The sequence below is a fragment of the Pollutimonas bauzanensis genome (assembly GCF_040393045.1).
In the GTDB taxonomy this organism is placed as follows: Bacteria; Pseudomonadota; Gammaproteobacteria; order Burkholderiales; family Burkholderiaceae_B; genus Pollutimonas; species Pollutimonas bauzanensis_A.
This window is the reverse complement of record NZ_JBEBUX010000016.1, coordinates 16,844-42,321: the sequence shown is the minus strand read 5'-3', so window position 1 is coordinate 42,321 and position 25,478 is coordinate 16,844. Positions and strand designations below refer to the sequence as shown.

At 55.8% G+C, this 25,478-nt stretch carries 23 protein-coding genes; 9 read left to right on the top strand and 14 right to left on the bottom strand.

What is annotated here, in order from left to right; genetic code table 11:
• Positions 1 to 60: 60 nt before the first annotated feature.
• From ABWO67_RS04450 to ABWO67_RS04410, 9 genes are all read right to left on the bottom strand, one after another.
• Positions 61 to 1,506, bottom strand: coding sequence for a replicative DNA helicase (locus ABWO67_RS04450; protein ID WP_502929963.1), 1,446 nt, complete (start codon positions 1,504 to 1,506; stop codon positions 61 to 63).
• A 74-nt stretch (positions 1,507 to 1,580) separates the two neighbouring features.
• A complete protein-coding gene (gene rplI / locus ABWO67_RS04445; protein ID WP_353148084.1) occupies positions 1,581 to 2,036 on the bottom strand; it encodes a 50S ribosomal protein L9 in 456 nt (151 codons plus the stop codon).
• Positions 2,037 to 2,052: 16 nt separating this feature from the next.
• A complete protein-coding gene (gene rpsR / locus ABWO67_RS04440; protein ID WP_073108404.1) occupies positions 2,053 to 2,325 on the bottom strand; it encodes a 30S ribosomal protein S18 in 273 nt (90 codons plus the stop codon).
• A gap of 94 nt (positions 2,326 to 2,419) precedes the next feature.
• Positions 2,420 to 2,737: a primosomal replication protein N gene (gene priB, locus ABWO67_RS04435; RefSeq protein ID WP_353148081.1), complete on the bottom strand. Its 318-nt coding sequence runs from the start codon at positions 2,735 to 2,737 to the stop codon at positions 2,420 to 2,422.
• Between the two features lie 23 nt (positions 2,738 to 2,760).
• Positions 2,761 to 3,138 (bottom strand): 30S ribosomal protein S6, encoded by a 378-nt coding sequence (rpsF, locus tag ABWO67_RS04430; protein ID WP_353148078.1) that lies wholly within the window; start codon positions 3,136 to 3,138, stop codon positions 2,761 to 2,763.
• A gap of 239 nt (positions 3,139 to 3,377) precedes the next feature.
• The gene (gene folE2 / locus ABWO67_RS04425; RefSeq protein WP_353148076.1) at positions 3,378 to 4,202 is read right to left on the bottom strand and encodes a GTP cyclohydrolase FolE2; all 825 of its coding nucleotides are present in this window, start codon (positions 4,200 to 4,202) and stop codon (positions 3,378 to 3,380) included.
• Between the two features lie 102 nt (positions 4,203 to 4,304).
• Positions 4,305 to 6,203 carry a 1-deoxy-D-xylulose-5-phosphate synthase gene (gene dxs / locus ABWO67_RS04420; protein ID WP_353148074.1) on the bottom strand — a complete coding sequence of 633 codons (1,899 nt, stop codon included), beginning with the start codon at positions 6,201 to 6,203 and terminating at the stop codon, positions 4,305 to 4,307.
• A 77-nt stretch (positions 6,204 to 6,280) separates the two neighbouring features.
• Complete coding sequence (locus ABWO67_RS04415) at positions 6,281 to 7,195, bottom strand: polyprenyl synthetase family protein (protein WP_353148071.1); 915 nt, start codon at positions 7,193 to 7,195, stop codon at positions 6,281 to 6,283.
• 2 nt (positions 7,196 to 7,197) lie between these two features.
• On the bottom strand, positions 7,198 to 7,485 hold the full coding sequence (locus tag ABWO67_RS04410) for an exodeoxyribonuclease VII small subunit (protein ID WP_353148068.1): 288 nt from the start codon (positions 7,483 to 7,485) through the stop codon (positions 7,198 to 7,200).
• A gap of 227 nt (positions 7,486 to 7,712) precedes the next feature.
• Here ABWO67_RS04410 and ABWO67_RS04405 point away from each other — a divergent pair, with 227 nt between their 5' ends.
• Complete coding sequence (locus tag ABWO67_RS04405; protein WP_353148065.1) at positions 7,713 to 8,843, top strand: aromatic ring-hydroxylating oxygenase subunit alpha; 1,131 nt, start codon at positions 7,713 to 7,715, stop codon at positions 8,841 to 8,843.
• On the opposite strand, the gene ABWO67_RS04400 is transcribed toward ABWO67_RS04405, so the two are convergent.
• Positions 8,840 to 9,694, bottom strand: a complete 855-nt coding sequence (locus ABWO67_RS04400; protein WP_502929962.1) for a sulfurtransferase — start codon at positions 9,692 to 9,694, stop codon at positions 8,840 to 8,842. The genes ABWO67_RS04405 and ABWO67_RS04400 overlap by 4 nt on opposite strands.
• On the bottom strand, positions 9,687 to 10,607 hold the full coding sequence (locus ABWO67_RS04395; RefSeq protein ID WP_353148062.1) for a DMT family transporter: 921 nt from the start codon (positions 10,605 to 10,607) through the stop codon (positions 9,687 to 9,689). Before ABWO67_RS04395 ends, ABWO67_RS04400 begins: the two co-directional genes overlap by 8 nt.
• Positions 10,608 to 10,757: 150 nt before the next feature.
• Between ABWO67_RS04395 and htpX the strand changes: the two genes are divergently transcribed.
• A complete protein-coding gene (gene htpX / locus ABWO67_RS04390) occupies positions 10,758 to 11,639 on the top strand; it encodes a protease HtpX (RefSeq protein WP_353148060.1) in 882 nt (293 codons plus the stop codon).
• A 32-nt stretch (positions 11,640 to 11,671) separates the two neighbouring features.
• Positions 11,672 to 13,342 carry a Na/Pi cotransporter family protein gene (locus ABWO67_RS04385; RefSeq protein ID WP_353148057.1) on the top strand — a complete coding sequence of 557 codons (1,671 nt, stop codon included), beginning with the start codon at positions 11,672 to 11,674 and terminating at the stop codon, positions 13,340 to 13,342.
• A gap of 30 nt (positions 13,343 to 13,372) precedes the next feature.
• Here the strand turns inward: ABWO67_RS04385 and ABWO67_RS04380 are convergent, their stop codons facing one another.
• Both ABWO67_RS04380 and polA read right to left on the bottom strand, forming a co-directional pair.
• Positions 13,373 to 14,161 (bottom strand): dienelactone hydrolase family protein, encoded by a 789-nt coding sequence (locus ABWO67_RS04380; protein ID WP_353148054.1) that lies wholly within the window; start codon positions 14,159 to 14,161, stop codon positions 13,373 to 13,375.
• Positions 14,162 to 14,197: 36 nt separating this feature from the next.
• Positions 14,198 to 16,915, bottom strand: coding sequence for a DNA polymerase I (gene polA, locus ABWO67_RS04375; protein WP_353148051.1), 2,718 nt, complete (start codon positions 16,913 to 16,915; stop codon positions 14,198 to 14,200).
• On the opposite strand from polA, the gene ABWO67_RS04370 reads away from it, so the two are divergent.
• From ABWO67_RS04370 to pdxR, 6 genes are all read left to right on the top strand, one after another.
• Positions 16,914 to 17,594, top strand: a complete 681-nt coding sequence (locus ABWO67_RS04370; RefSeq protein ID WP_502929961.1) for an LOG family protein — start codon at positions 16,914 to 16,916, stop codon at positions 17,592 to 17,594. The two genes, polA and ABWO67_RS04370, sit on opposite strands and share 2 nt — an antisense overlap.
• Before the next feature lie 91 nt (positions 17,595 to 17,685).
• On the top strand, positions 17,686 to 19,173 hold the full coding sequence (locus ABWO67_RS04365; RefSeq protein WP_353148048.1) for an NAD-dependent succinate-semialdehyde dehydrogenase: 1,488 nt from the start codon (positions 17,686 to 17,688) through the stop codon (positions 19,171 to 19,173).
• Between the two features lie 385 nt (positions 19,174 to 19,558).
• Positions 19,559 to 20,596: a taurine ABC transporter substrate-binding protein gene (gene tauA / locus ABWO67_RS04360; protein WP_353148045.1), complete on the top strand. Its 1,038-nt coding sequence runs from the start codon at positions 19,559 to 19,561 to the stop codon at positions 20,594 to 20,596.
• Positions 20,597 to 20,692: 96 nt separating this feature from the next.
• Positions 20,693 to 21,505 carry a taurine ABC transporter ATP-binding protein gene (locus ABWO67_RS04355; protein WP_353148090.1) on the top strand — a complete coding sequence of 271 codons (813 nt, stop codon included), beginning with the start codon at positions 20,693 to 20,695 and terminating at the stop codon, positions 21,503 to 21,505.
• Positions 21,498 to 22,325, top strand: coding sequence for an ABC transporter permease subunit (locus ABWO67_RS04350; RefSeq protein ID WP_353148042.1), 828 nt, complete (start codon positions 21,498 to 21,500; stop codon positions 22,323 to 22,325). Before ABWO67_RS04355 ends, ABWO67_RS04350 begins: the two co-directional genes overlap by 8 nt.
• A gap of 166 nt (positions 22,326 to 22,491) precedes the next feature.
• Positions 22,492 to 24,015 (top strand): MocR-like pyridoxine biosynthesis transcription factor PdxR, encoded by a 1,524-nt coding sequence (gene pdxR / locus ABWO67_RS04345; protein ID WP_353148039.1) that lies wholly within the window; start codon positions 22,492 to 22,494, stop codon positions 24,013 to 24,015.
• Here the strand turns inward: pdxR and hglS are convergent.
• Positions 24,012 to 25,400, bottom strand: a complete 1,389-nt coding sequence (gene hglS / locus ABWO67_RS04340) for a 2-oxoadipate dioxygenase/decarboxylase HglS (protein ID WP_353148037.1) — start codon at positions 25,398 to 25,400, stop codon at positions 24,012 to 24,014. The genes pdxR and hglS overlap by 4 nt on opposite strands.
• Positions 25,401 to 25,478: the final 78 nt, after the last annotated feature.

The window sequence follows — 25,478 nt, the reverse complement described above, 5'->3', positions numbered from 1 at the left end:
GATATAAAAAACAGATAACGCTGGCATCAGCACGTCAAGACCAACACAAGCACAACCAGGCTACTCCGAAGAAAATGTACCGCCGCCCATCCCCGTGTAGTTCAAGAACCGCGTACTTGCCCCCTGGAACGTCAAACGCACGCTTCCAATCGGACCGTTACGCTGCTTACCAATGATAATTTCAGCCGTCCCCTTATCGGGAGAATCAGGGTTATAAACCTCATCCCGATAAATAAACAAAATCAAGTCGGCATCCTGCTCAATAGCACCAGACTCTCGCAAATCGCTCATCACGGGCCGCTTATTCGGACGCTGCTCAAGACTGCGGTTCAACTGCGACAATGCAATCAAAGGACACTGCAATTCCTTAGCCAAACCTTTCAACGAACGACTGATTTCCGAAATTTCAGTAGCCCGGTTTTCGCCTGCGGAATTGGCCGACATCAACTGCATATAGTCGATAATGATCAAACCGAGCTGACCGCATTGACGCGACAGACGGCGCGCTCGTGCGCGCACCTCGACAGATGACAATGCAGGCGTTTCGTCAATGTAGACTTGCGCTTCCTGCACTTGCTGAACCGCATGCGTCAACTTGGGCCAATCATCCGCAGTCAACTTGCCTGTACGCATACGATGCTGATCCAGCAGGCCCACCGAACCAACCATACGCATGGCAAGTTGCACGGCGCCCATTTCCATTGAAAACACGGCAACGGGCAAACCCTGTTCTATGGCGACGTGCTCACCGATATTCATGGAAAACGATGTTTTCCCCATGGAAGGACGGCCAGCCACAATGACCAGATCGCCGGGCTGCAATCCCGACGTCATGCGGTCAAGATCAGTAAAGCCAGTAGGTACCCCTGTAATGTCAGAGCTTCCCTCGCGATGATAGAGCTCGTCGATACGCTCGACGACCTGCGTCAGCAGCGGCTGGATATCCTGGAATCCGGTAGTGCCGCGCGCACCTTCCTGGGCAATTTGAAACACCCTGGACTCGGCCTCGTCCAGAAGTTGCCGCGCTTCCTTCCCCTGAGGGTTGAACGCAGCCGCCGAAATTTCATCGGCCACCGATACCAGCTTACGCAGCATCGAGCGCTCTCGAACAATTTCCGCGTAACGGCGAATATTGGCCGCAGAAGGCGTGTTGTGCGCCAAAGCGTTCAAATAGGCCAGGCCGCCTACTTCGTCGGACTTGCCGGCACTGGCCAGCGACTCATTAACGGTAACCACGTCGGCGGGTCTGGCCAGGCCGATAAGCCGGGACATATGCTGCCAGATGATCTTATGATCGAAACGATAGAAATCGTCATCGTTCACAACATCGGTAATCCGGTCCCAGGCAGAATTGTCCAGCAACAAGCCGCCCAGTACAGACTGTTCGGCCTCGACCGAATGCGGAGGCACTCGCAGATAGTCCAACTGCGGGTCACTGTCTTTTTTCTTGCTGTCCAAATCTACGCTCCGGAACAAACCTGATGGAAAAATAGAAAAAGCCGGCATACACCGGCTTTTTCTTCATGCGGGCGATGAGTACATTTCAGAACAGAGAAATGTACCACGTAGCTGATACTTGATCAGGCCATTTCGCCTTGTACACGTACCGTGATATCGACCACTACATCAGCGTGCAGGGCAATAGCAACAGGGAACTCGCCAACGGCTTTCAGTGCGCCGTCGGGCAAACGAACCTGTGCTTTCTCGACCGTGGAAAAACCTTCCTTGACCAAGGCCGCTGCGATATCCATGCTGGTTACCGAACCGAACAAACGGCCATCGACACCGGCCTTTTGCGAAATAACAACGGTAATGCCAGCCAGCTTTTCGCCAGTAGCTTGAGCAGCAGCCAGCTTTTCAGCCTGAACTTTTTCCAGTTCGGCGCGGCGCTCTTCGAACTCTTTCAGAGCAGTTTCAGTAGCACGGCGGGCAATGCGTTGAGGAATCAGGAAGTTGCGGGCATAACCGTCGCGTACACGAACGACTTCGCCGAGGTTACCTAGATTGACGACTTTTTCGAGCAGAATAACTTGCATGACGATAGGCCCCGGATTAGTTGTGGTTATCGGTGTAAGGCAACAGAGCCAGGAAGCGCGAGCGCTTGATCGCTGTGTCCAGCTGACGCTGGTAGTGTGCCTTGGTGCCGGTTAAACGGGCAGGAATGATCTTGCCGTTTTCCTGGATGAAATCACGCAGGGTGTCCAGGTCTTTGTAATCGATCTCGTCAACATTGGCGGCTGTGAAACGGCAGAACTTGCGACGTTTGAACAGCGGATTTTGTTGCGTGAACTTACGTTTTTCTTTGCCTTTTTTGAAGAAAGCCATAATGTGCCTCTTTAGTGTTTGGGCTGAGCCCAAGCTGTATGTTCCATGCGCCAGACGTTTATTCGCCTGCGCAACCATTTACCATGAATAACTGCTACACAACGGCGCTTGCGCCGCCGGAAAAAACCCGATTTGCCTGTTGTATGTGCACGACCAGTTTGTTTGAGCCTTTGCGCGCCGGGGCAATAAACCCCTCTATCGACAAAGACGCACCCAAAGGGGTGTCCGCTAACAACAAAGCGATGTCTCCTAGAGCTACGGCAGAAAGTACCACTTCGATCCGGCGCATATGACCGGCCTCCAGGACTTCCGACTCGTGGGACAACATCATTTCGACTGCTGGCATGCCTGCCGGTGTATACCTTAACGGTTTGACCTCAAGGGCTGTGGCAGTTAAATGAAGCTGATTCACGCGTTGGCTCGAGACACAGGCCCTTATTCCGCTTGTGCTGCAGGAGCTACTTCGGCGCTTGCCTTGCGGGCTTCTTCACGCTCGACCGACTTCATCATGATGGAAGGCGCTGTCTGCGCTTTCTTGGTCTTGATGAGCAAATGACGCAGAATGGCGTCGTTGTAGCGGAACGAGTGCTCGAGTTCGTCGAGTACGGTTTGGCCGCATTCGATGTTGAAGCAAACGTAGTGAGCCTTGACCAGTTTCTGGATAGGATAGGCCAGTTGGCGGCGCCCCCAGTCTTCAAGACGATGAATTTGGCCACCGTTGCCGGTAACCACAGCCGAATAGCGCTCGATCATGGCAGGCACTTGCTCGCTTTGATCGGGATGCACGATAAACACTACTTCGTAGTGACGCATAAACTACACTCCTTGTGGATATCTTTTAACCAGCCAATAACGGCAAAGTTAAAAGGGACAGCCCGCCTATGACGCCCGTAGAACAACCGCAGCTTTTGCTTCGCCCAAGAGGCTAACCAAAGAAGCGTTATTGCAAGGCAAAATAAGTCGAGCAAGAAACAACAACCAAGCATTCTAGCATTATTGCCGGGAAAGCAGCAATTAATACTTACGTGGACTTGGCTACACTCGAGCCGGGACTAGCCTTCGACTACCGCGTAGGCCGAGTGATTATGAATGGATTCGAAATTTTCAGCCTCGATGCGAAAACGTTGCACGCCGGCCACACTCTTAAGCTGGACGGCTACATCGCGAACCAGGTCTTCGACAAATTTCGGATTTTCGTAAGCGCGTTCGGTGACAAACTTTTCATCACCGCGCTTGAGCAGGCCCCACAATTCGCAGGACGCTTCTTGCTCGATAGTACGAATCAAGCTGTCAACGTCGACGTCTGAGGGGTCGTTGAATACGGCGTTTACCGTGATGTGGGACCGCTGGTTATGGGCGCCATATTCGGAGATCGCCTTGGAGCATGGGCACAGGCTGGTCACAGGAACGAGTACCGAAAGCTCGAATTCCGACTTGCGAGCCGTGCCTTCGGACTGGCCGCCCTGCACTCGCGCAATCCATTTGACCTCGTAATCCATCAGGCTTGCCACACCGGAAACCGGCGCGACTTTTGTCATGAAATACGGAAACGACGCGCAAATATCGCCTTTTTCTGCGTTCAGCAACACCAGCATGGCTTGCGCCATGTCGCAAAACAACGCAGGTGTCGTTGGAATTTGCCGGTGCTGCTCGAGAAGCGCCACAAAACGGGACATATGAGTACCCTTTTCTTGCGCTGGCAGCGCGACCGTAAGTTCCCAGTTGCCCACTGTGGGCAAGGCCGAACCATCGGCGCCTGCGATCAGCATGGGGTGGCGCACACCGCGCACACCAACGCGCTCGATGACAATATGGCGAGTATCGACGCTGCTCTGCACGTCAGGCATGGCAACAGCAGAATCAATCAAAATATTCATGATAAAAACCTATAAAGCGGCCGCCGAAACGAACGCCAGTTCACAAACAACTATTCATTATGCGGCACAGCCCGTGCACATAACCCTATAACCCTAATGGTATTAGGTACTTTGCCGCCCCATTGTAGCGAAGCGCTGCGGCAGCAATGCCGCAAATCGATGCCGAATAGACTCCGCCAGCCCTGACGCATCCAGCCCCAACTCGCTCAGGATAACGGCCTGTTCGCCATGATCGACAAACTGATCAGGCAAGCCCAACTGAAGGACAGGCCGCTCGATGGCCTGCTTGCAAAAGAATTCAAGTACCGCGCTGCCCGCGCCACCCATGATGGCGGCGTCTTCGATGGTGACAAAGCCGTCATGGCTTTGCGCCAGGCTGGTCAACAACGACTCATCCAGCGGCTTGACAAAGCGCATATCGACCACTGTGGCGTCGAATTCGTCTGCCGCCTGAAGCGCTGCGCCCAGCAACGTTCCAAAAGCAAGAATGGCAATTTTCTGGCCCTGACGCCTTACCACGCCCTTGCCAATTTCAACGGTATCCAGGCCGTCGTGAACCTGTGCGCCACATCCCGCGCCACGCGGATACCTGACCGACGCAGGCCCAGGATGTTGGTAACAGGAGCTCAATAGCAAGCGGGTTTCATTTTCGTCTGACGGCGTCGCGATGACCATATTGGGAATGCAACGCAAAAAAGCGATGTCGTAATTGCCGGCGTGCGTCGCGCCGTCAGCGCCCACGATGCCCGCCCTATCGAGCGCAAAAGTCACATCCAGGTTCTGCAAAGCGACATCGTGGATCAATTGATCGTAGCCGCGCTGCAGAAAGGTGGAATAAATCGCCACAACTGGTTTTTCGCCTTCGCATGCCAAGCCGGCTGCGAACGTGACCGCATGCTGTTCCGCAATACCTGCATCAACGTAGCGCGTGGGGAAGCGCTGCTCGAATTCGACCATGCCGCTGCCTTCGCGCATAGCCGGCGTAATGCCGAACAGACGACTGTCAGCCTGCGCCATATCGCACAACCAACGCCCGAATACCTGCGTAAAAGTTTGCTTACCGGGCGCCTTGGGTTTTTGAATGCCAATGCTGGGATCAAATTTACCCGGGCCGTGATACAGAACCGGGTCTGCCTCGGCCAGCTTGTAGCCCTGCCCCTTTTTGGTCACAACATGCAGGAACTGCAATCCACCCAGCACTCGCAGATTCTCGAGTGTGGGAATCAGGGCATCCAGATCGTGGCCGTCGATAGGACCGACATAATTGAACCCCAATTCCTCGAACAAGGTGGCCGGCGACACCATGCCTTTAGCATGGCCTTCAAAACGTCTTGCCAGTTCCAGCACAGGGGGCACATGTTGCAACACAGCCCTTCCGACGTTCTTGGCAGCCGCATAAAATCCGCCCGACAGCAGGCGCGCCAGATAATGGTTCAGCGCCCCCACAGGCGGCGAGATCGACATATCGTTGTCGTTAAGGACAACCAGGACATTGACGTCCGGCGTCACGCCTGCATTATTCAAGGCCTCAAAGGCCATGCCGGCCGTCATGGCGCCGTCGCCGATAACAGCAATGTGCTGCCGACGTTCCAGCCCCGCATTGCGCGACGCAACGGCCATGCCCAAAATCGCCGAGATCGAAGTCGACGAATGGGCCGTACCGAATGCGTCATATTCAGATTCGCTACGTTTCGGAAACCCTGAAATGCCGCCCTTCTGACGCAAATGAGCCATGCTTTCGCGACGGCCGGTAAGTATTTTGTGGGGATAGGACTGGTGCCCTACATCCCAGACGATACGATCATCCGGCGTATTAAAGACCGTGTGCAAGGCAATAGTGAGTTCTACCGTACCCAGATTCGAGGACAGATGGCCGCCGGTTTTCGAGACGGACTGCAGGACAAACTCGCGCAATTGCACCGCGATCTCTTTGAGTTCGCGCCGATCCAGCTGGCGCAAATCGGCCGGAGATTGAATTTGTTCAAGAGAAACGTTGGTCATACGAGTTATAGAGTTGTGTCCAGACAGCATATTAGACTGTCAACAATAACAGCAAGCGGCTCAATGCGAAAATCCACTTAGCGATCACGCCCGACAATGTAGTCGGCAATGCCGGCAAGACGGGCTGCCGTAGGGCCTAAAGGCAACAGGGCAGCATGAGCCTGATCGCGCAGCGATGCAAGCAAATCACGCGATCCATCCAACCCCATGATCGAGACATAAGTCGGCTTATTCTCGGCAGCGTCTTTACCGGCGGTCTTACCCAGCGTCGCCGTGTCCGAGGTTACGTCAAGGATATCGTCGACCACTTGAAAAGCCAGGCCTACCGCTGCGGCATAACTTTCCAGGCCCTTGCGGGTGGCCGAACCTGCCCCAGCCACGATACCACCAAGCAGTACGCTGGCCTCAAGCAAAGCCCCGGTTTTCATACTATGCATTTGCTGCAGTTGCTCTATCGTAAGCGCATGCCCCACGCTGTCGCAGTCTATGGCCTGTCCGCCAACCATGCCCAGGCTCCCGGCAGAACGCGCCAGTAATTGCGTGGCCTGTACCGTGAGCGCTGGCGCGATAGGCATCAACCCCAGCAACTCGAAGGCCAACGGCTGCAATGCATCGCCTGCCAACATAGCGGTGGCCTCATCGAATTTGACATGCACCGTCGGCCGCCCACGTCGCAGGGAATCGTCATCCATGCAGGGCAAGTCGTCGTGGATCAGCGAGTAAGCATGAATCAATTCGACTGCGGCGGCAGCATGGTCCAAGGCAATTTGCTGCGCAGACGCTGCCGTGCCGGACTGCAACGAGGCTTCGCCCGCCGCATAGACCAGCGCGGCCCGAACGCGCTTGCCCCCGCCCAGAACCGCGTAACGCATGGCTTCATGCAAATGTGAGGGAAGCGTAGTGTCAGACGGCAACAGCTGTTCGAGTACGTTTTCGACATGTTCTACCCGCTCGGTCAGCCATGCGGAAAAATCGACTGGTTGGCGCCCCATCCCTACTCCTCGTTGCCGACAGGTGCATCACCCAACGGCTTGAGCAAATTGCCCTGCAGCACCTTCACTTGCTGCTCGGCCTGATCAAGCCGCCGCTGGCAAATCCTGGCAAGTTCGACCCCTTGCTCGTAAGCCGTCAATGACTGATCCAGCGCCAGAGACCCATTCTCCATCTGCGCGACCAGCGCTTCCAATTGCGCCAAAGCAGTCTCGAAATCCTGCGGCAATGCTGTTTTACTATCCGCAGTTGTATCGGCTTGAGGCTGCGTGCCCGTTATCTTGTCAACCATGACTTTATTCCAGTAGATAAGTGGACCATAACGTCACACTTGTTTTGAATCCTACCCAAATTGTACGAGAAGCCCGGAAATTTGCCGGAACGCGAACTTTCCCATGTGTTTTGCATGAGGTAAAGTACAGTACAATCCCACCTCTTTTGAAATCTCATCGGCCAGGCCTTTTTTCTTCGCACCAGGATCACGCCATCCTCCTGGTTTTACCACCGCGGGGGGGAACTATGACCGACATCGGTCGGGAAGCGCACGTTGCTCCGGCGCAAACGCAACTTTCAGTCAGCAGCTACTTTGATGAAGACACCTTCGTCAAAGAGCAAGCACTCATTTTCCAGAACTCTGCTCTGTACATAGGGCATGAGAAACTGGTGCCCGAAGCTGGCGACTGGCGCACCTTGCCGCAAGAAAATGCAGGCCGTGTATTAGTGCGCAACCCCCAGGGCGTGGAGTTGATATCGAATGTCTGCCGTCACCGGCAGGCCATCATGCTGGGTAGCGTAACGGGACATACCGGCAACCTGCGCGACACTGGCGGCAATATTGTTTGCCCCGTGCACCGCTGGACCTATAGCCAGCAAGGGAAACTTCTGGGCGCGCCCCAATTTCCCGAAACACCTTGCATGAATCTGCAAAAGTTTACGCTTAAAAATTGTCATGGCCTGCTATTCGAAGGGCCCCGCAACCCGGCGCACGATATGGCGACATTATTCAAGCGACCCGAATTCGACTTTTCCGATTATGTGCTCGACCATGTCGAAGTCCATCGCTGCAACTACAACTGGAAGACTTTTATTGAAGTCTACCTGGAAGACTACCACGTAGGACCATTCCATCCGGGGCTAGGTAAATTCGTCAGCTGCGATGACCTGGCCTGGGAATTTTCCGAATGGTATAGCTTGCAGCGCGTCGGCGTGCATCAAGAGCTGGAGCAACCGGGCACCGACACATACCGGCAATGGCATGATCGCCTGACCGACTACCGGGGCGGCGAAGCACCCGAGTTCGGCGCGGTCTGGGTCACTTACTTTCCCACCCACATGATAGAACTCTATCCCCATGTGGTGGTCTTGTCGACGCTGCACCCGGTCAGCCCGCAGGAAACCGTAAATATCGTGGAGTTTTATTACCCCGAAGACATCGTAGCCTTTGAGCGTGAATTCGTGCAGGCGCAACGGGCAGCCTATATGGAAACCGCCATTGAAGACGATGAAATTGCTGAACGCATGGATGCTGGCCGCCGGGCGCTTATGCGCCGAGGCGTTAACGAGACCGGGCCTTACCAGTCACCCATGGAAGACGGCATGCAGCACTTCCACGAGTGGTACCGTCGACAAATGGGCAACGCCGCAGTTTAGCCCTGCCCCCGGGCAACCGGACGCGCCGGTTCACTGCACCATTCGCTCCACGACCCTGGGTAGACAGCAGAGCCCGATAACCCTGCCAGCTCCATGGCAAACAGGTTATGGCAGGCCGAAATTCCCGAACCACATTGATGCACGACATTCTGGGCCGGCACGTCCGGCAACAGGCGCTCGAACTCGTCGCGCAACTGCGCTGCGGGCTTGAATCTGCCATCGTCTTGTACATTCAGTGAACTGGGGCGGTTCAAGGCGCCCGGGATATGGCCTGCCACGGGGTCCATGGGCTCGACGTCACCCCGATAGCGATTGGCCGCGCGTGCATCCACTACGGTGAAGGCGGGACTATCGATATTGGCCAGCACAGCCTGCGCATCAACCGTTGGCATGGCGGCTTGCTCGGCAAAGCCTTGTTCGCTGGCGCTTACCGGCGCATTGGCCTTGGTTTCACTAGCCCCTCCGGCGCTTAGCCATGCAGGCCAGCCCCCGTCCAGGACCGCAACCTTATCGTGCCCGAGCCAACGCAGCATCCACCATACGTGCGACGCATACATCCCATTGCCACCGTCATACAGCACCACTTGCGACTCAGGCGTAAGCCCCTGGCTGCGCATAAGCGCGCCGAACTCGGCACGGGCTGGCAAAGGATGACGGCCGTTCTTGCCTGTTTTTGGCCCCGACAACTGGCGCTCGTGATCAAGAAAGATAGCACCCGGAATATGCCCTTGCTCGTACGCGGCCCGGCCCGCCTTATGATCGGCAAGATCGTGCCTGACATCAAAAACCAGAAAATTGGACGAGGGTATTTTGCCCACCAGTGAACGGGCATCAAACAATAAATCAGACACGTCGGGCCTCCTGTTCGTTAATCTGCGCGCTGGCCTTCGAGGTTTCGCTACCTTGGCCGCGCATAATGCGATCTTCGCTATAAGTGCGCCAAATGGACAGCAGTCCCGAGGCGATGATCAGGGCCATCCCGCCCCACGCTATGGCGTCGGGCAAATCGTCCCAAAAAACAATACCGAGCAACGCAGCAAAGATAATAGTGGTGTATTGCAAGGCCGCTGTCAAAAGCGCTGAACCAAGTCCAAACGCGCGTGTCATCGCCAATTGCCCGACCAGTCCGAATACCCCGACCCCCACCAGCGCAGCCCAGGCAAGGGGGTTGATATAGCGCCACCCCTCGACCGCAAGCCCTACCAGGCTAGTCAGGCATACGCCACAAGAGAATATCAATACCGTGCGCCACTCGGGCTCGCCAACACGGCCAAGTTCGCGTATTTGCATCATGGCCACCGCTGACAAGGCACCCGCGCCCAAGCCTAGCGCAGCCGCAAACCAATGATCCTGCCCTATGCTGGGGCGCAATACCGCGATAACACCCAGGAACCCCAACAGCACTGCCATGATGCGAACAGGGTCGCGCTGAGTTCCGCCCCGTGCAAGCATCCAGCCGGCGATGAATAAGGGGGCCGTATAGTTCAGGCTAATGGCCGTTGACAAGGGCAGGTGCGATATGGCGAAGAAACCCAGCCACATGGAAGTAATGCCGGACACGTTTCGCCAGATGTGCAGTTTCCAGCTTGCTGGCCGTAGCGTACGATGGGTCAGGCGCGCCCAGAACAACAGAAGCAGCACCGAGGGGATACCGCGAAACAGCACCACGTGCGGTAGTGATGCCCCGTAATCCGAGGCCACCTTTACACAGGCTCCCATGCCAGCAAACATGATACTCGCCAGTAACATCCACAGAGACTGCATGTAATCAACCGAATTTCAGATTTAAACTACAAAGTCGATACTATACTCTGCTGTTTTCAAATTTTAAGGTCACGGGAACTTTAAATAAGGGAACCGTCCCCCATATACATAGTCCAACTTGATCGCAGGCCAAGCCGGAAAATATAAAACATGAAACGAATATTCCTATTTTTGCTCACCAACTTTGCGGTATTGATTGTGCTCAGCGCATCCATGAGCGTGCTGGGCGTCGGTCGCTTCATGACCGCCAATGGTCTGGACCTTACCCAGTTGCTGATCTTCTCGGCCATCATCGGGTTCACCGGCTCTATTATTTCGCTGTTGATCAGTAAATGGATGGCCAAGCAAAGCACCGGGGCGCGAGTCATTGATCCGCAAGCACCCGCCAATGCCAAAGAAGCCTGGTTGGTCGATACGGTCCACCAACTGGCCGATCGTGCCGGCATAGGCAGGCCTGAGGTCGCCATCTACGAAGGAGCACCTAATGCCTTTGCAACAGGCGCTTCCCGGAACAACTCCCTGGTTGCCGTGTCCACCGGCTTGCTGACCAGCATGACCGAGGAAGAAGTCGCCGCAGTACTAGGCCATGAAGTCGCCCACGTTGCCAACGGCGACATGATCACGCTGACGCTGATACAAGGGGTACTCAATACATTTGTTGTTTTCTTTGCCCGCATCGTCGGTTATTTCGTCGACCGCGTGGTGCTCAAGAACGACCGCGGCGTCGGCATGGGCTATTACGCAACAGTCATCGCATGCGAAATCGTATTCGGCATCCTGGCATCAATCATCGTCGCCTGGTTTTCGCGCCAACGCGAATACCGCGCCGATGCCGGCTCGGCCAACCTGCTGGGTTCACGCGAGCCCATGATTCGCGCCCTGGCCCGCCTGGGCGGCGTCGAGGCGGGCGAACTGCCTAAAACATTCGAGGCTTCCGGCATTTCGGGCAAACGCGCCATCAGCGCAATGTTCGCATCGCACCCCCCGATTCAGGCACGTATTAACGCCCTGCACGCTGCACAACGAATTTAATCATTGCATGACTGCTGGTTTATCATGCAGCCATGAAAGAATTATTTGCCCTGCTTGATTTTGGCGGCTACATAGCATTATTGCTATGGGGCGTGCACATGGTGCAAACCGGCGTGCAGCGCGCCTTTGGCGCCGCCTTGGGCGTATGGATGGGCCATGCTCTGGGTACGCGCTGGCGCGCTTTCCTTACCGGCCTGGCGATTACCTCGGCGATACAAAGTAGCACTGCGACAGGCCTGATGATCACCAGCTTCGCAGTTGGCGGGTTCGTTGCGCTAGCCCCGGGGCTAGCCGCTATGCTGGGCGCCAATGTGGGCACCACCATCATCGTGCAATTGCTGTCATTCAACCTGACGGCGCTGGCGCCCGCGCTTATTCTTGTAGGGGTATGGCTGTTCCGGCGGCATCAGCCCAGCCGTCGGCGAGACCTTGGGCGCGTGTTCATAGGCCTGGGTTTGCTGTTGATGTCGCTGCACCAGCTGGTTCAATTATTTGCACCGCTGCAAAGCTCCGAATTGCTGCAGATCCTGCTTGATGCACTGTCGGATCAACCCGTCATCGCCCTATTGCTGGCCACCATCCTGGCGTGGGCTGCACATTCCAGCGTCGCGGTCGTGGTGTTGATCATGTCCTTAGCCAGCCACAGTCTGGTCAGCCCTACCCTGGCGTTCGCCCTGGTGCTTGGGGCAAATCTGGGCACATCCATCAACCCTATACTTGAAGGCTCGAGCGACAATGACCCCGCTACCCGGCGCCTGCCAATAGGCAACCTGGGCACGCGTGTGGCCGGCTGCGTGCTGGCGCTTACCCTCCTTCCGTGGCTACCGTCCCTGATGAGCGGCCTGACATCGGATCCTGCCCGCGCGGTCGCTAATTTCCATACCTTATTCAATGTCGTTACGGCGCTCATTTTCTTGCCATTGCTGACGCCATACTCGCGTTTGATGATCAGGCTGCTGCCTAAACGCACCGACCCCAACGACCCATCACGGCCACAATACCTCGACGAGTCGGCACACGAAGTCCCTGCAATTGCTTTAGGTAATGCCGCGCGCGAGGCATTGCGCCTGGCCGATATGTTGCAAAGCTTGCTAGGCATGGCACGAGCCGGCTTCCTGCGCGATAACCGCCATCGCATTACGCAGGCCCGCTACATCAACAATGGGCTCAATCGCCTCGACGGGCTGATCACCACTTACCTTGCAACGCTGGACCAGGATGCCATGAACAAAGAAGATCACCGCCGCCGCGATGAAATTCTGGCATTTTCCGGAAGTATCGCGCACGCGGCCAGCATTACAACCAACGGGCTACTGGGACACGCCAGCAGCCTCTACAAAAAAGGCTGGTCCTTTAGCCAACAACAGCGCGATGAACTGACCGAAGTACTGGATCGCCTGATACGCAATCAGCGCCAGACGGCAGCGCTGTTCATGGCCGAAGATGTCAAAAGCGCCAGATACCTGGCGTACGAAAAAGATCATTTCCGCGAACTTGAAGCAAACGCGGCAGAACAGCATCTGCAGAGTATCAAATCGGGGCAGCTTGACCAGGCCGAGCGAGGGTCGTTTTATCTCGACATATTGCGCGACGTAAAAACCGTCAACTCTTATCTGGTCGAAGCCGCCGCCTACCCCGTCCTGGCCAAGCACGACGAGCTGCTGCCTAACCGCCTGCGCGACAGCGAAAACGTATTGGATTAAGGCACGCATGCCTGGTGCCGCAACGCGGCATCAGGCCAGGTATCGGCCAAACCACGACAGGGCTTTAGCCCAGGCATCCTGGGCATCGGCAGCGTTGTAGCTCGGTCGGTAGTCGGCATAGAATGCATGCCCCGATTCAGGGTAGACCACAATTTCCGAAGCCCGGGCCTCGGTGCTTCCCTGCTCAAGTGCCGCTTCCATACTCTGTACATCCGCCAGTGGGATACTGGTGTCCTTGGCGCCATACAAGCCAAGCACTGGAGCATGCAGCTTACCCGCCACATCAATCGGATTTTGCACCTGCAAGGGCCCGTGACCCGTGGCAAGTTTGCCGTACCATGCCACCCCGGCCTTGCAATCCGGATTATGCGCCGCATACATCCATGTCAGGCGCCCGCCCCAGCAAAAGCCGGTCACACCCAGCCTTGCAGTGTCTGCACCCTGTTCCTTGGCCCACGCCACACTGGCATCCAGATCAGCCAGCACCTGCTCATCCGACACCTTCGATACGATGTCCTTGATCAACAGCGGCATATCTGTATAGCTGGCCGCATCGCCCTGGCGTTGGTAAAGCTCTACCGCCACAGCCATATAGCCTTGCTTTGCAAAACGCCGGCACACGTCCCGAACGTGCTCGTGCAGCCCGAATATTTCTTGTACGACAAGCACCAGCGGTGGACGCGCGGCATCGGCGGGGACTGCGAAATAAGCAGGTATCGTCCCGTCGAATGTCGGCATATCGACCAGCCCGTGGCGCAAACCGTCGGCGCTGGTATGCACCGTGGTTTCAGCGCTGCCCGTAATGGGGGAAAACGACATGGCAACTCCTTAAAAACAAGTCAGTTCATGGAAAAATCAGTGAGCCTGCTCCCAATTAGGTCCGACGCCGACTTCCGCCACCAAAGGCACGCTAAGCTCGGCGACATTGCACATCAGCCCCGGCAAATGCTGTACTACGGTTTCAACCTCGTCTGTCGGTACGTCGAAAACCAATTCATCGTGCACCTGCATGACCATCAAGGTTTGCAGCCCTTGCTCTTCAATCCATTCCTGGGCGGCGACCATGGCCATTTTGATTAGATCAGCCGACGTGCCCTGCATGGGCGCATTAATGGCGGCTCTTTCGGCAGCAGCCAGACGCGGCCCCTTGGCGCCACGTATCTCCGGCAGCCAAAGTCGTCGGCCAAATACGGTCTCTACGTAGCCTTGTTCGCGCGCCTTGCGCCGGGTTTCGTCCATATAAATGGCTACGCCGGGATATCGCGCAAAGTACCGATTGATATATGCCTTGGCGGCGTCCCGGGTTATGCCCAGGCTGGAAGCCAGGCCGAATTCGCCCATGCCGTAGATCAAGCCGAAGTTAATGGCCTTGGCGGCCCGGCGTTGTTCTGACGACACGTCAGCCAGCGCTACGCCAAACACTTCAGATGCCGTGGCGCGGTGAATATCTTCGCCTTGTGCGAAAGCGCGCTGCAGGTTTTCGTCATTGGATACATGCGCCATGACCCGTAACTCAATTTGCGAATAGTCGGCGGAAACGATTTTCCCTTTCATAGCGATGAACGCAGTCCGAACCCGCCGCCCTTCCGCCGTGCGTACTGGAATATTCTGCAAATTGGGGTCGGACGACGCCAGGCGCCCTGTGATAACCGCGGCCTGTGCGTAACGTGTATGGACTCGCCCCGTTGTCGCGTTGATCATTTTGGGCAGTTTGTCGGTATACGTAGACTTGAGCTTGGCCAGTCCGCGATATTCGAGCAGAAGTTCCGGCAATGGGTAGTCGCGAGCAAGCTTGCTGAGGACGTCTTCGTCGGTAGACGGCGCACCGCTTGCAGTTTTGCGAATGACCGGCAAATTCATGCGCTGGAACAGGATTTCCCCCAACTGCTTGGGCGAATTCAAATTAAAGGGCTGGCCGGCGAGTTCATAGGCCTTGTTTTCCAGCAGTAATAGTTGCTGCCCCAGTTCGTGGCTTTGCATGGCCAATACATGCGCATCCAGTCCAACACCGTTACGTTCGATCGCTGTAAGCACCCGCGATGCCTTGACTTCCAATTTATAGATGGTTTCAAGCCCGGCATCTGCCGCGACCTGCGGACGCAAGACCTGGTGCAATTGCAAAGTGAAATCGGCATCTTCACTGGCATAGTAAGCCGCCTTTTCGACGTCGACCTCATCGAAACAAATTTGCTTGGCGCCTTTGCCGCACAAATCCTCGAAAGTCGTTCCGGTGCGGCCCAGCCATCGCTCGCCCAATTCCTGCAAATTCACGCGTTTGTGCGATTCCAGCACATAAGCCTGCAGCATGGTGTCTTCCGTAATGCCGGCCAGGTTTATCCCTTCGTTCGCAAAAACATGGGCGTCGTATTTGGAGTTATGCAGCAGCTTGGAGGCTTCGCGGCTTTCCAGCCAAGGGCGCAAGCGTTCAAGCACCTGTTGCTTGGGCAACTGCACGACCTGATCGGTCCCCCGATGCGCGACCGGTATATAGCAGGCCACGCCTGGCTTGATCGCCAGCGACACACCCACCAGCCGGGCCAGCATCGGATCCAGCGAAGTCGTTTCAGTATCTACCGCGACCAGATCAGCAGCTTCGATTGCAGCCAGCCATCGATCGAAATCAGCCCAGTCCAGCACTGTGTCATAGGAAGTTTCCACCGGCGCCTGGGGCAGCTGCGCTGCCTGGCGGCTATCTTGCTGGGGAATACGTTCAGTGTCGCCACTGAGTTCACGCAACCACGTTCTGAAGCCATATTGATCGTATAACTCCACCAAGGTATCGCGATCTTGCGGCTTGGGAACCAAATCGGCCAGCCCGCCTACCAGCGACGGCACCTCGCAGTCGATTTTTACGGTGAGCAACTGGCGGGTTAGCGGAAAGTTGGCAATAGCCCCACGCAAGTTTTCACCTGCCACGCCTTTGATGGCATCGGCATTGGCGATCAGGGCGTCGACCGTTCCATATTCAGTCAGCCATTTGGCCGCTGTCTTAGGGCCCACTTTAGGCACACCGGGGATGTTGTCGACCGCGTCGCCGGTCAACATCAAAAAGTCTACAATCTGCTCTGGCTTGACGCCGAACTTTGCCATCACGCCGGCGATGTCCTGCTTCTCGTTAGTCATGGTGTTGACCAACTCGACGTGTTCGTTTACCAGTTGAGCCAGATCTTTATCGCCGGTCGAAATCACTGTGCACACGTTTTCGCGCGTCGCCCAGTTCGCCAGGGTGCCGATGATATCGTCCGCCTCTACGCCCGGCTCGGTAAGAACGGGCCAGCCCAAAGCGGCTACCGCCCGATGTATGGGCTCTATTTGGGCGGCAAGCTCCTCGGGCATGGACGGCCGATGGCCCTTATACAAAGGGTAGATCTCGTCGCGGAATGTCTTGCCTTTTGCGTCAAACACGCAGGCAGCGTAATCTGCCTTGTAATCTTGCAACAGTCTCCTTAACATGGAGATGACACCATACAAGGCACCAGTCGGTTCACCCTTGGCGTTTCTCAGGTCAGGCATCGCGTGAAAGGCTCGATATAAATAGCTCGACCCATCAACAAGTAACAAGGTTTTTTTCATGTCAAACAATAAAATAGTCCGTATGCCGGCGATGCAGCAGATTCCCGGAATTATGTCAGAGATGCAGAAAGCTGCCAGCACTCTGGAAGAAATAGGTTGGGGCGTAAGCATTTTCGGCAGCGCCCGCATTAAACCCGAGTCTCCCTATTATGCATTAAGCGAGGCAATAGGAGCCCGCCTGGCCAAGGCCGGGCTTACGGTTATTGCCGGCGGCGGCCCCGGCATCATGGAAGCGGCCAATAAAGGCGCTTTCGAGGCCGGCGGCAAAAGCGTCGGCCTGAATATCAATCTGCCCCACGAAACCACCAATAACAAGTTCCAGACACATAGCCTCGCGTTTGATTACTTTTATTCGCGCAAAGCCACATTTTTCATGCACAGTGCTGCTTACATCGCCATGCCTGGCGGGTTCGGCACTCTGGACGAACTCTTCGAAGTCATGACATTGGTTCAGACCCGGAAAGTACCCGCGGCACCCATCATTCTTGTAGGCGCCACATTCTGGGCCGGACTCATCGAATGGATTAAAGACAACCTGCTGGTTAACAAGCTTATCGGCCCGCTGGATCTGGATTTGCTGACCATTACCGATGACCCTGATGTCGTCATGCAACACATCACCGCCTTCTGCACCGAGTTCGCCGATCAGCTCGACTACGCTCCCGCCCTGCCCGAGTAAAGGCGGCAGAACAATTTCGCATCTTTAGAACGTACGGGGTAAATGCTTACCCTTTTTTCCCAGCTATCCTCCACGCAGGTTCCTGAAAGCCATGACGACTACCCAGCCACCTATCCACCTGAACGATCCCTCCTTATATAAAACCCGCTCGTACATCAACGGACTTTGGACTGATGCGGCTGACAACAGCGTTTTCGCAGTCGACAATCCTGCGAATGGACAGGTCATTGCGCAAGTCAGCAATCTGGACGCGGCCCAGGCGCAGTCAGCCATCGACGCTGCCAACAAAGCATTCAAGGCATGGCGGGCGCGCACCGGCAAGGATCGCGCAAACATCCTGCGCCGCTGGTTCGACCTTATCATCGCGAACACCGAAGATCTCGCCCAGTTGATGACGCTCGAGCAAGGCAAGCCGCTAGCCGAATCCCGAGGTGAAATCACCTATGGCGGATCCTTTGTGGAATGGTTCGCCGAACAGGCAAAAAGGGTAAGCGGCGACATCATGGCTTCACCCAGCAGCGCCAACCGCATGCTTGTCATGCGCGAGCCTATTGGCGTGTGCGCAGCCATTACACCCTGGAATTTTCCCCACGCGATGATCACGCGCAAAGTAGCGCCGGCACTGGCGGCCGGCTGCACTATCGTGCTCAAGCCCGCCGAACAAACGCCTTTATCCGCGCTGGCGCTTGCCGAACTGGCCGAGCGCGCAGGCATCCCGGCAGGCGTACTTAACATCATTACCGCGGACAGCGAGCGTTCGATCGCCATCGGCAAAGTGCTGTGCGCCAGTCCTATTGTCAAAAAAGTGACATTCACCGGCTCTACGGCTGTGGGCCGCATACTCATGCAGCAAAGTGCGCCAACCATCAAGAAGCTTTCCCTGGAGCTTGGCGGTCACGCCCCCTTTATCGTGTTCGAAGACGCCGACCTGGATGCCGCCATCGAGGGCGCGATGATTTCCAAATATCGCAATGCCGGCCAAACATGCGTCTGCACGAATCGTTTCTATGTACATGAAGCGGTGTATGACGCCTTTGTCGAAAAGCTGGCCGACAAGGTTGGCAAACTGCAAGTAGGCGACGGCCTGGCCGACCAGGTAACGCAGGGCCCCCTGATCGATGAGGCAGCTGTGGCGAAAGTCCGGGAACATGTCGAGGACGCGGTTGCCAAGGGCGCCAAAGTGGCTATTGGCGGCCAACCCCATGCCTTGGGCGGGCGTTACTTCCAGCCCACGGTCTTGTCCGGCATTACCGAAGATATGCTGTGCATGCGTGAAGAGACTTTCGGGCCCGTAGCCCCAGTCGTCAAGTTCAAGGACGAAAACCATGTCATCGAGCTTGCCAACGATACCGAATACGGACTGGCGTCCTACTTTTACAGCCGAGATGTCGGCCGCATTTTCCGGGTAGCCGAGGCGCTGGAATATGGCATGGTCGGGGTCAATACCGGGCTGATCTCTAACGAAGTCGCCCCTTTCGGCGGCGTCAAGCAGTCGGGCCTGGGGCGCGAAGGCTCGGTCTACGGCATGGACGATTTCATGGAGCTCAAATACGTATGCTTGGGCGGTATGCAAGGATAGAAACGCCACCATGGCTTTGGGCTGCCCGCCCATAGCGCAGGGCTGAAAATGGTGCAAAAGCTGGCCTAACAGGGATTGATCACCCCTCAACGCTGGCGATTGCGCCATTTTTTATCCGGCCACCTGAAAAAAATGGGTCCAGCGGCATCGGCATTTACCCTTAAGGCAGGCCAGCGCAAACCTGCCAGCCTCTCTCAAAAACCCGCCAAAACCCTTGTTTTCATTGAGAATTATCAAAGCATGGGGCCAAGAACTGGTCCTATCTAATAAAATCAACTGGACCTAGTCGCAGCAGCGGACTATAGGCACTATCCATTCAATCGGCGACACAACTACACAAACCCTATAAACATAAAGTGTCGCGATCACCTGAATGGAGCAGACAATGAATCCCTTATTCGAACGTGCCCGAAAATTCGCCCTGTTAAGTGTTGCCGCTGGAGTGCTCGGTCTAGGTGCTGCCGGTGCACAAGCTCAAACTAAAGTTGTTGTCGGCTACCAGCAAATCGTGGGGCCATTTGTCAGCGCCATCGCGGATGGAAGCTTCGACAAGGCGGCCAAAGAAGCTGGCTACACAATCGACTGGCGCCAGTTCAGTTCAGCCGGCGATATTTCCAGCGCCTTTGCCTCGCGCGATGTACCGATCGGCGTCCTGGGTTCCACCGGCATTACCGCCGCTGCGACACGTGGCGTCGATATCGAACTTTTCTGGATTCTGGACAACATCGGCAAGTCTGAAGCCCTGGTTGCGCGTAACGGTTCCGGCATCACCAAGCCGGAAGACTTGGTCGGCAAGAAAGTTGGGGTGCCTTTTGTCTCGACTTCGCACTTCCACCTGCTGGTTGCATTAAGCAAGATTTGGAATATCGATGCCAAGAAAATTCAAATCCTGAATATGCAGCCACCGCAAATCGTGGCGGCCTGGCAGCGCGGCGACCTTGATGCTGCCTACGTTTGGCCTCCAGCGCTGACTGAGATCCAAAAAACCGGCACCACGATTGCCGATTCGGCAGAGATCGGTGAAAAAAGCGTCCCTACTTTCGATGGCCTGGTGGCCGATAAGGACTGGGCAAAAAAGAATCCGAAATTCATGGCTGCATTCACCAAAGTCCTGGCCACCTCATACAAAAACTATAACGACAATAGCGCCAAAATGACGGCAGACTCGCCCGACGTCAAAGGCATTATCAAGATGATAGGCGGCAAGCCCGACGACGTTGCCGAAGCGCTCAAACTGCTGATTTTCCCTAACGCCCAGGAACAAGCCTCAACGACATGGTTGGGTGGCGGCAAGGACAGTGGCGCGGTCAAGACACTAACAGCCAGCGCCGATTTCCTGAAGACGCAACGCCAGATAGACAAACCGTTGGCTGATTACACATCGTTTGTTAACGGATCGTACGCCGCAGCGGCAGCCAAGTAACTTATTTGTACCCGTATCAGCGAGTCTGAACAAGGCACCATCTTGTCAGACCCGCTGTACACCCAGTATCGAGGAGTCAACAGCATGACAGCATCCATGGCCAACCTTAGCGTCAGAGGGGCCAATGTCACTTATCCCGCATTGCAGCACGGCGGTTCAGTCATTGCCCTGAAGGACGTCAATCTAGAAATCAATTCGGGCGACTTTGTCGTGGCGCTAGGCGCATCAGGCTGCGGGAAAACCACGCTGCTGAACCTGTTGGCCGGATTTCTATCGCCCACCCAGGGTGAGCTGCTCTTGGGTGGCAAGCCGATTGTAGGACCCGGTTCCGACCGCGGAGTCGTGTTTCAGAAGCATGCCCTGCTGCCGTGGCTGAATGTCCTGGAAAACACCGAATTCGGATTGAAACTTCAAGGCGTCGGAAAAAGCAAACGCCGCGAGATTGCGGCAAGAAACCTCGAACTTGTCGGATTGCAGGATTTCCACCAGCACATGATCTACCAGTTGTCAGGCGGCATGCAGCAGCGCGTCGGCATTGCACGGGCTCTGACCTGCGACCCTGCAATGCTGCTGATGGACGAGCCCATGGCGGCCCTGGACGCGCTCACGCGTGAAACCATTCAGGAACTGCTGCTCGACGTATGGCAGCACACGAACAAAATGTTCTTTTTCATTACCCACAGCGTCGAAGAAGCCCTTTTCCTGGGCTCCCGGCTCATCGTTATGTCGCCCCGGCCGGGGCGCATCACCCACACTTATGATCTGGATTTCAATAAGCGATTTCTGGAAACGAGGGACGCCCGTGCAATCAAATCAAGCGAAGACTTCATCCGGATGCGTGAAACTATCCTTGGGATCATCTACGGCGACGAACGGGCCGCCGGCCAACCGGAACTCGCCCATGTCTAAAAAGCTATTTCTGGGCAAACCCGCAACGCCTGGCAAAGTCTACGGGGCTCCAGGGGCCGGCCATAGCAACTTCATCAGTCTTATGACGGGCGTGGTGTTGATAGCGCTGTGGTTCCTGGTTACCAGCATGGGCTGGATCAAGCCGATTTTCCTGCCTTCGCCCTTCGCGGTCTACGACAAATTCATCGAGGCGATGACAGAAGGCGTCGCCAATTCGACGTTGCTGCAACATACGGGCGCCAGCCTGGGCCGCGTCATGGGCGCCTTCGCCCTGGCTCTGGTTACGGCAGTGCCGATCGGCGTAATGATGGGCGTAAACCGCATTGTTCGCGGCCTGTTCGATCCGGTCATCGAGTTCTACCGCCCCCTGCCGCCGCTGGCCTATCTGCCCTTGGTCATCATCTGGTTCGGCATTGGTGAATTCCCCAAAGTATTCCTGATCTATCTGGCTATTTTTGCACCTATGGCCATTGCTGCGCGCTCCGGCGTCAAGTCAGTGTCCATAGAGCAAATCCACGCCGCCTACGCCATGGGCGCATCCAGCCGGCAGATTATCTCGCATGTGATTCTTAAAGCGGCCATGCCCGAAATATTTACCGGTATGCGTATTGGCATCGGCGTAGGCTGGACCACCCTGGTCGCCGCGGAAATGGTGGCCTCTGCGCGCGGCCTGGGTTTCATGGTGCTGAATGCCGCCCAGTACCTTGCGAGCGACACCGTTATCATGGGTATTCTGGTTATCGGCTTTTTCGCCCTGATTTTCGACTTACTGTTGCGCCACCTGGAAAAAATCCTGATACCCTGGAAAGGCAAGGTCTAAACGTTTCAGGATACGCCGGCAACAACCAGTTCCGTCATCTTTCGACCAGCAAGGCCTTATCCGCCACCCGGATAAGGCCTTGTCTGCGCTTGCCTACTATAATCAACCTCAACGGATTGACGCAGCCAGCCTGGCAATCCAGCTTTCCACATGGGAATCAAGCAATATGCAATCGCCTACTGCTCCTATCTCCGCAGTGTTATGGGCATCTCTTTTCGAGCGTGTCAGCGGCGATTCGAACCTTAGCCTGCAAGGCCGCATACGCCAGATGCTGGTATCGGCGATTTTGTCCGGGCATCTTCCAGCGGGCGCGCCTGTACCTTCCAGCCGCCTGTTATCAGAAAACCTGAAAATCGCCCGCAATACGGTTGTCTTTGCCTACCAGCAACTGGTCTCTGAAGGCTATCTGGTCTCGCGGGAGCGCAGTGGGCACTTTGTCGCCGATGATGTCCTCAAAAGCCATGTCGGCCATGCCCAGCCCCAGGCCGAGGACAACCGTCCCGCCCCTACTGCGACAACGTGGAGCCAACGCATGGCCTTCCACCCCTCCCGGCAGCGTAATATCGTCAAGCCCTCCGACTGGCAAAGCATGCCTTACCCTTTTGTCTATGCTCAGTTCGATGCCTCGCAATTTCCTACAGCCGAATGGCGCGAATGCTGCACCAAAGCGCTATCGGTACTGGATATCCGCAGTTGGGCTCCCGACCTGATCACCAGCGACGACTCTGCACTGATCGAGGAAATCCGCACTCAGGTGTTACCCCGCCGTGGCGTCTGGGCCGAAAAAGACGAAATTGTCGTGACGGTGGGCGCGCAGCATGCGCTGTATCTGTTAGCCGATTTGCTGATACACAATCATACGGTTGTCGGTATGGAGGACCCCGGCTACCCGGATGCCCGCAATACCTTCGCCCACCGTACCGAACGCTTGCTATCGTTGCCGATAGACGAAAATGGCCTTTGCATTACCCCGGCGCTCGAGGCCTGCAATTATATTTTTGTCACCCCTAGCCATCAGTGCCCGACGACCGTCACACTGCCGCTGGAACGACGCGAAGCCCTTCTGGCGCTGGCTGAAAAGTCTGACAGTATCATTATCGAAGACGACTATGAAACCGAAAACCGCTACGACAACAGCCCGACCCCGGCTCTGAAAAGCCTGGACAAGAATGGGCGGGTCATTTACGTAGGCAGCCTGTCGAAAAGCTTCGCTCCCGGATTGCGTATCGGCTACATCGTCGCGCCGAAAGAACTCACCCACGAACTGCGCGCCTTGCGGCGCTTGATGCTGCGCCATCCCTCGGCATATATTCAAAGGGCATTCGCCCTTTTCATATCCCTGGGGCACCATCACTCTTTGCTGCGGCGTCTTTGCGTACTTTACGGGGACAGGGCCCAATCCTTGCAAGAGGCCATGGAAAGATGGCTGCCCGAGTTCGAACTCGTGCCTCTTAATGGCGGGTCGTCTTGCTGGGTGAAAACCCCTGCCCATGTCGACACGGAGCACCTGGCGGTGGCGGCATTAAAAGAAGGGGTAGTCATAGAGCCGGGCAAGGTATTCTTCCATCACCCAGGGCACGGCAATAACAATTTCATCCGTATGGGGTTCAGCTCGATCAGCAACGAAAAAATCCCGGCCGGGATCGAACGCCTGGCCAGGGTTTATCGCAACTTATACCCTGACGCTTAAACAAGCCCCAAAGCTTGCTCGGTTTGCGCCCTGGCGTGTTGTTCCAGGGCCGCATACAAAGCGATCTCGTCGTGCACCGCTGCGCCCAGAGCATCTTCCAGCATGGTGCGATTCGCCACAACTTTATAATCTTTCTCGCTATTTTCAGCGCCCAGATTAGATTGAAAAATACCTGCGGCGCTGACTGGCAAGAAATCCTCATAGATGATTGGGTCGAAGCGGACGTAGCCTTGCTCCACCAGTTCATCCCAACCCAGGCCTGCGGAAACCGGCTTGGCCGCCAGGACCTCATCATTAGGCCGGGCATAGAAAAAAGCCAGCCCTTGCTTTCGCAAGGCGTCGAAACTGTCTGGAAAACGTTCAAAGACCTTGTTCAAGGTTGCCTGATAGGTCTGGGCATATGCGTCTTTGGCGACACCCTGCATTTGCTCGCGAACGGCGGCAGTAAGCTCATCGTACAGTGCTCGCCCAGCGCTCGTCAGGGCCACGCCTCGCTGTTCGATTTCACCGAAACGCGCCGTATGCGTGCCTTCACTCGAATCGTTCTGGTCCGTAAAGAAAATAGGCTCCCGTAGCGCCATGAAGCTGGTCTGACGCAACAAGATAGGACACTTGCGGCGTGGCGGACCTTCAATGGTTTCTTTTGCCGTAATGCCATATTTGGGCATACTGGCCTGCGCCTCGTCTATGTCCAGCGTACGAGGGGTCAAATGATTGATATGGGGTCCCTTGAAACATACGACGTCGGCAATCAACGGGTGCGCTTTGCGCAACAAGTCGTACGTGTGCCCATCGACGGTCGCGTCATGGTGCCATTTAAAAGTGAACAACGCCTCTGCAACAAACTCTTCAGCCTGCATCGAATCCAGGCCACCCTGCTGCTCGAACAACGCAATCAGCTCAAGACAGCGCTCTGTGAAAATCTTGCGTTTTGCCAGCGTAGACCTGGCCGTCTCGCGCAAGGCGGGGTCATCAATCAACTCCAGCCTGAGCAATGATGTAAATACGCGGAACGGATTTTTGGCCAATGCAGCTTCGTCAATCGGCCGGAAAGCAGTCGAATGGACAGGGACGCTGGCAACCGTCAAATCGTAATAACCAACGGGGAACATACCCATCACAGCAAACAAGCGGCGTAAAGTCGCCAATTCCAGCGACGTGCCTACCCGGATAGCGCCGTGACGCTCTACATCCAGCCTGTTCAGCTGGCCTGTACTGCTCAGATGATGGTTCAGGGCACTGTCGGACAATACCTGCTCATTGACTGCTTTAACCAACTCCAGAAGGGTGCCGTACTGAGGCACTTCTTTTCGATACATCCCGGACATCGCTTGCGAAAACAACGTGCGCGTATCGTCCGTACTGATAAACAACTGTCCTGACATTCTGCCTAACCTTAAATTTCAAATGATGAATTACGTATGCGAAGCCGTACCTTAAGCGAAAAGCCCGCCATAAGGCGG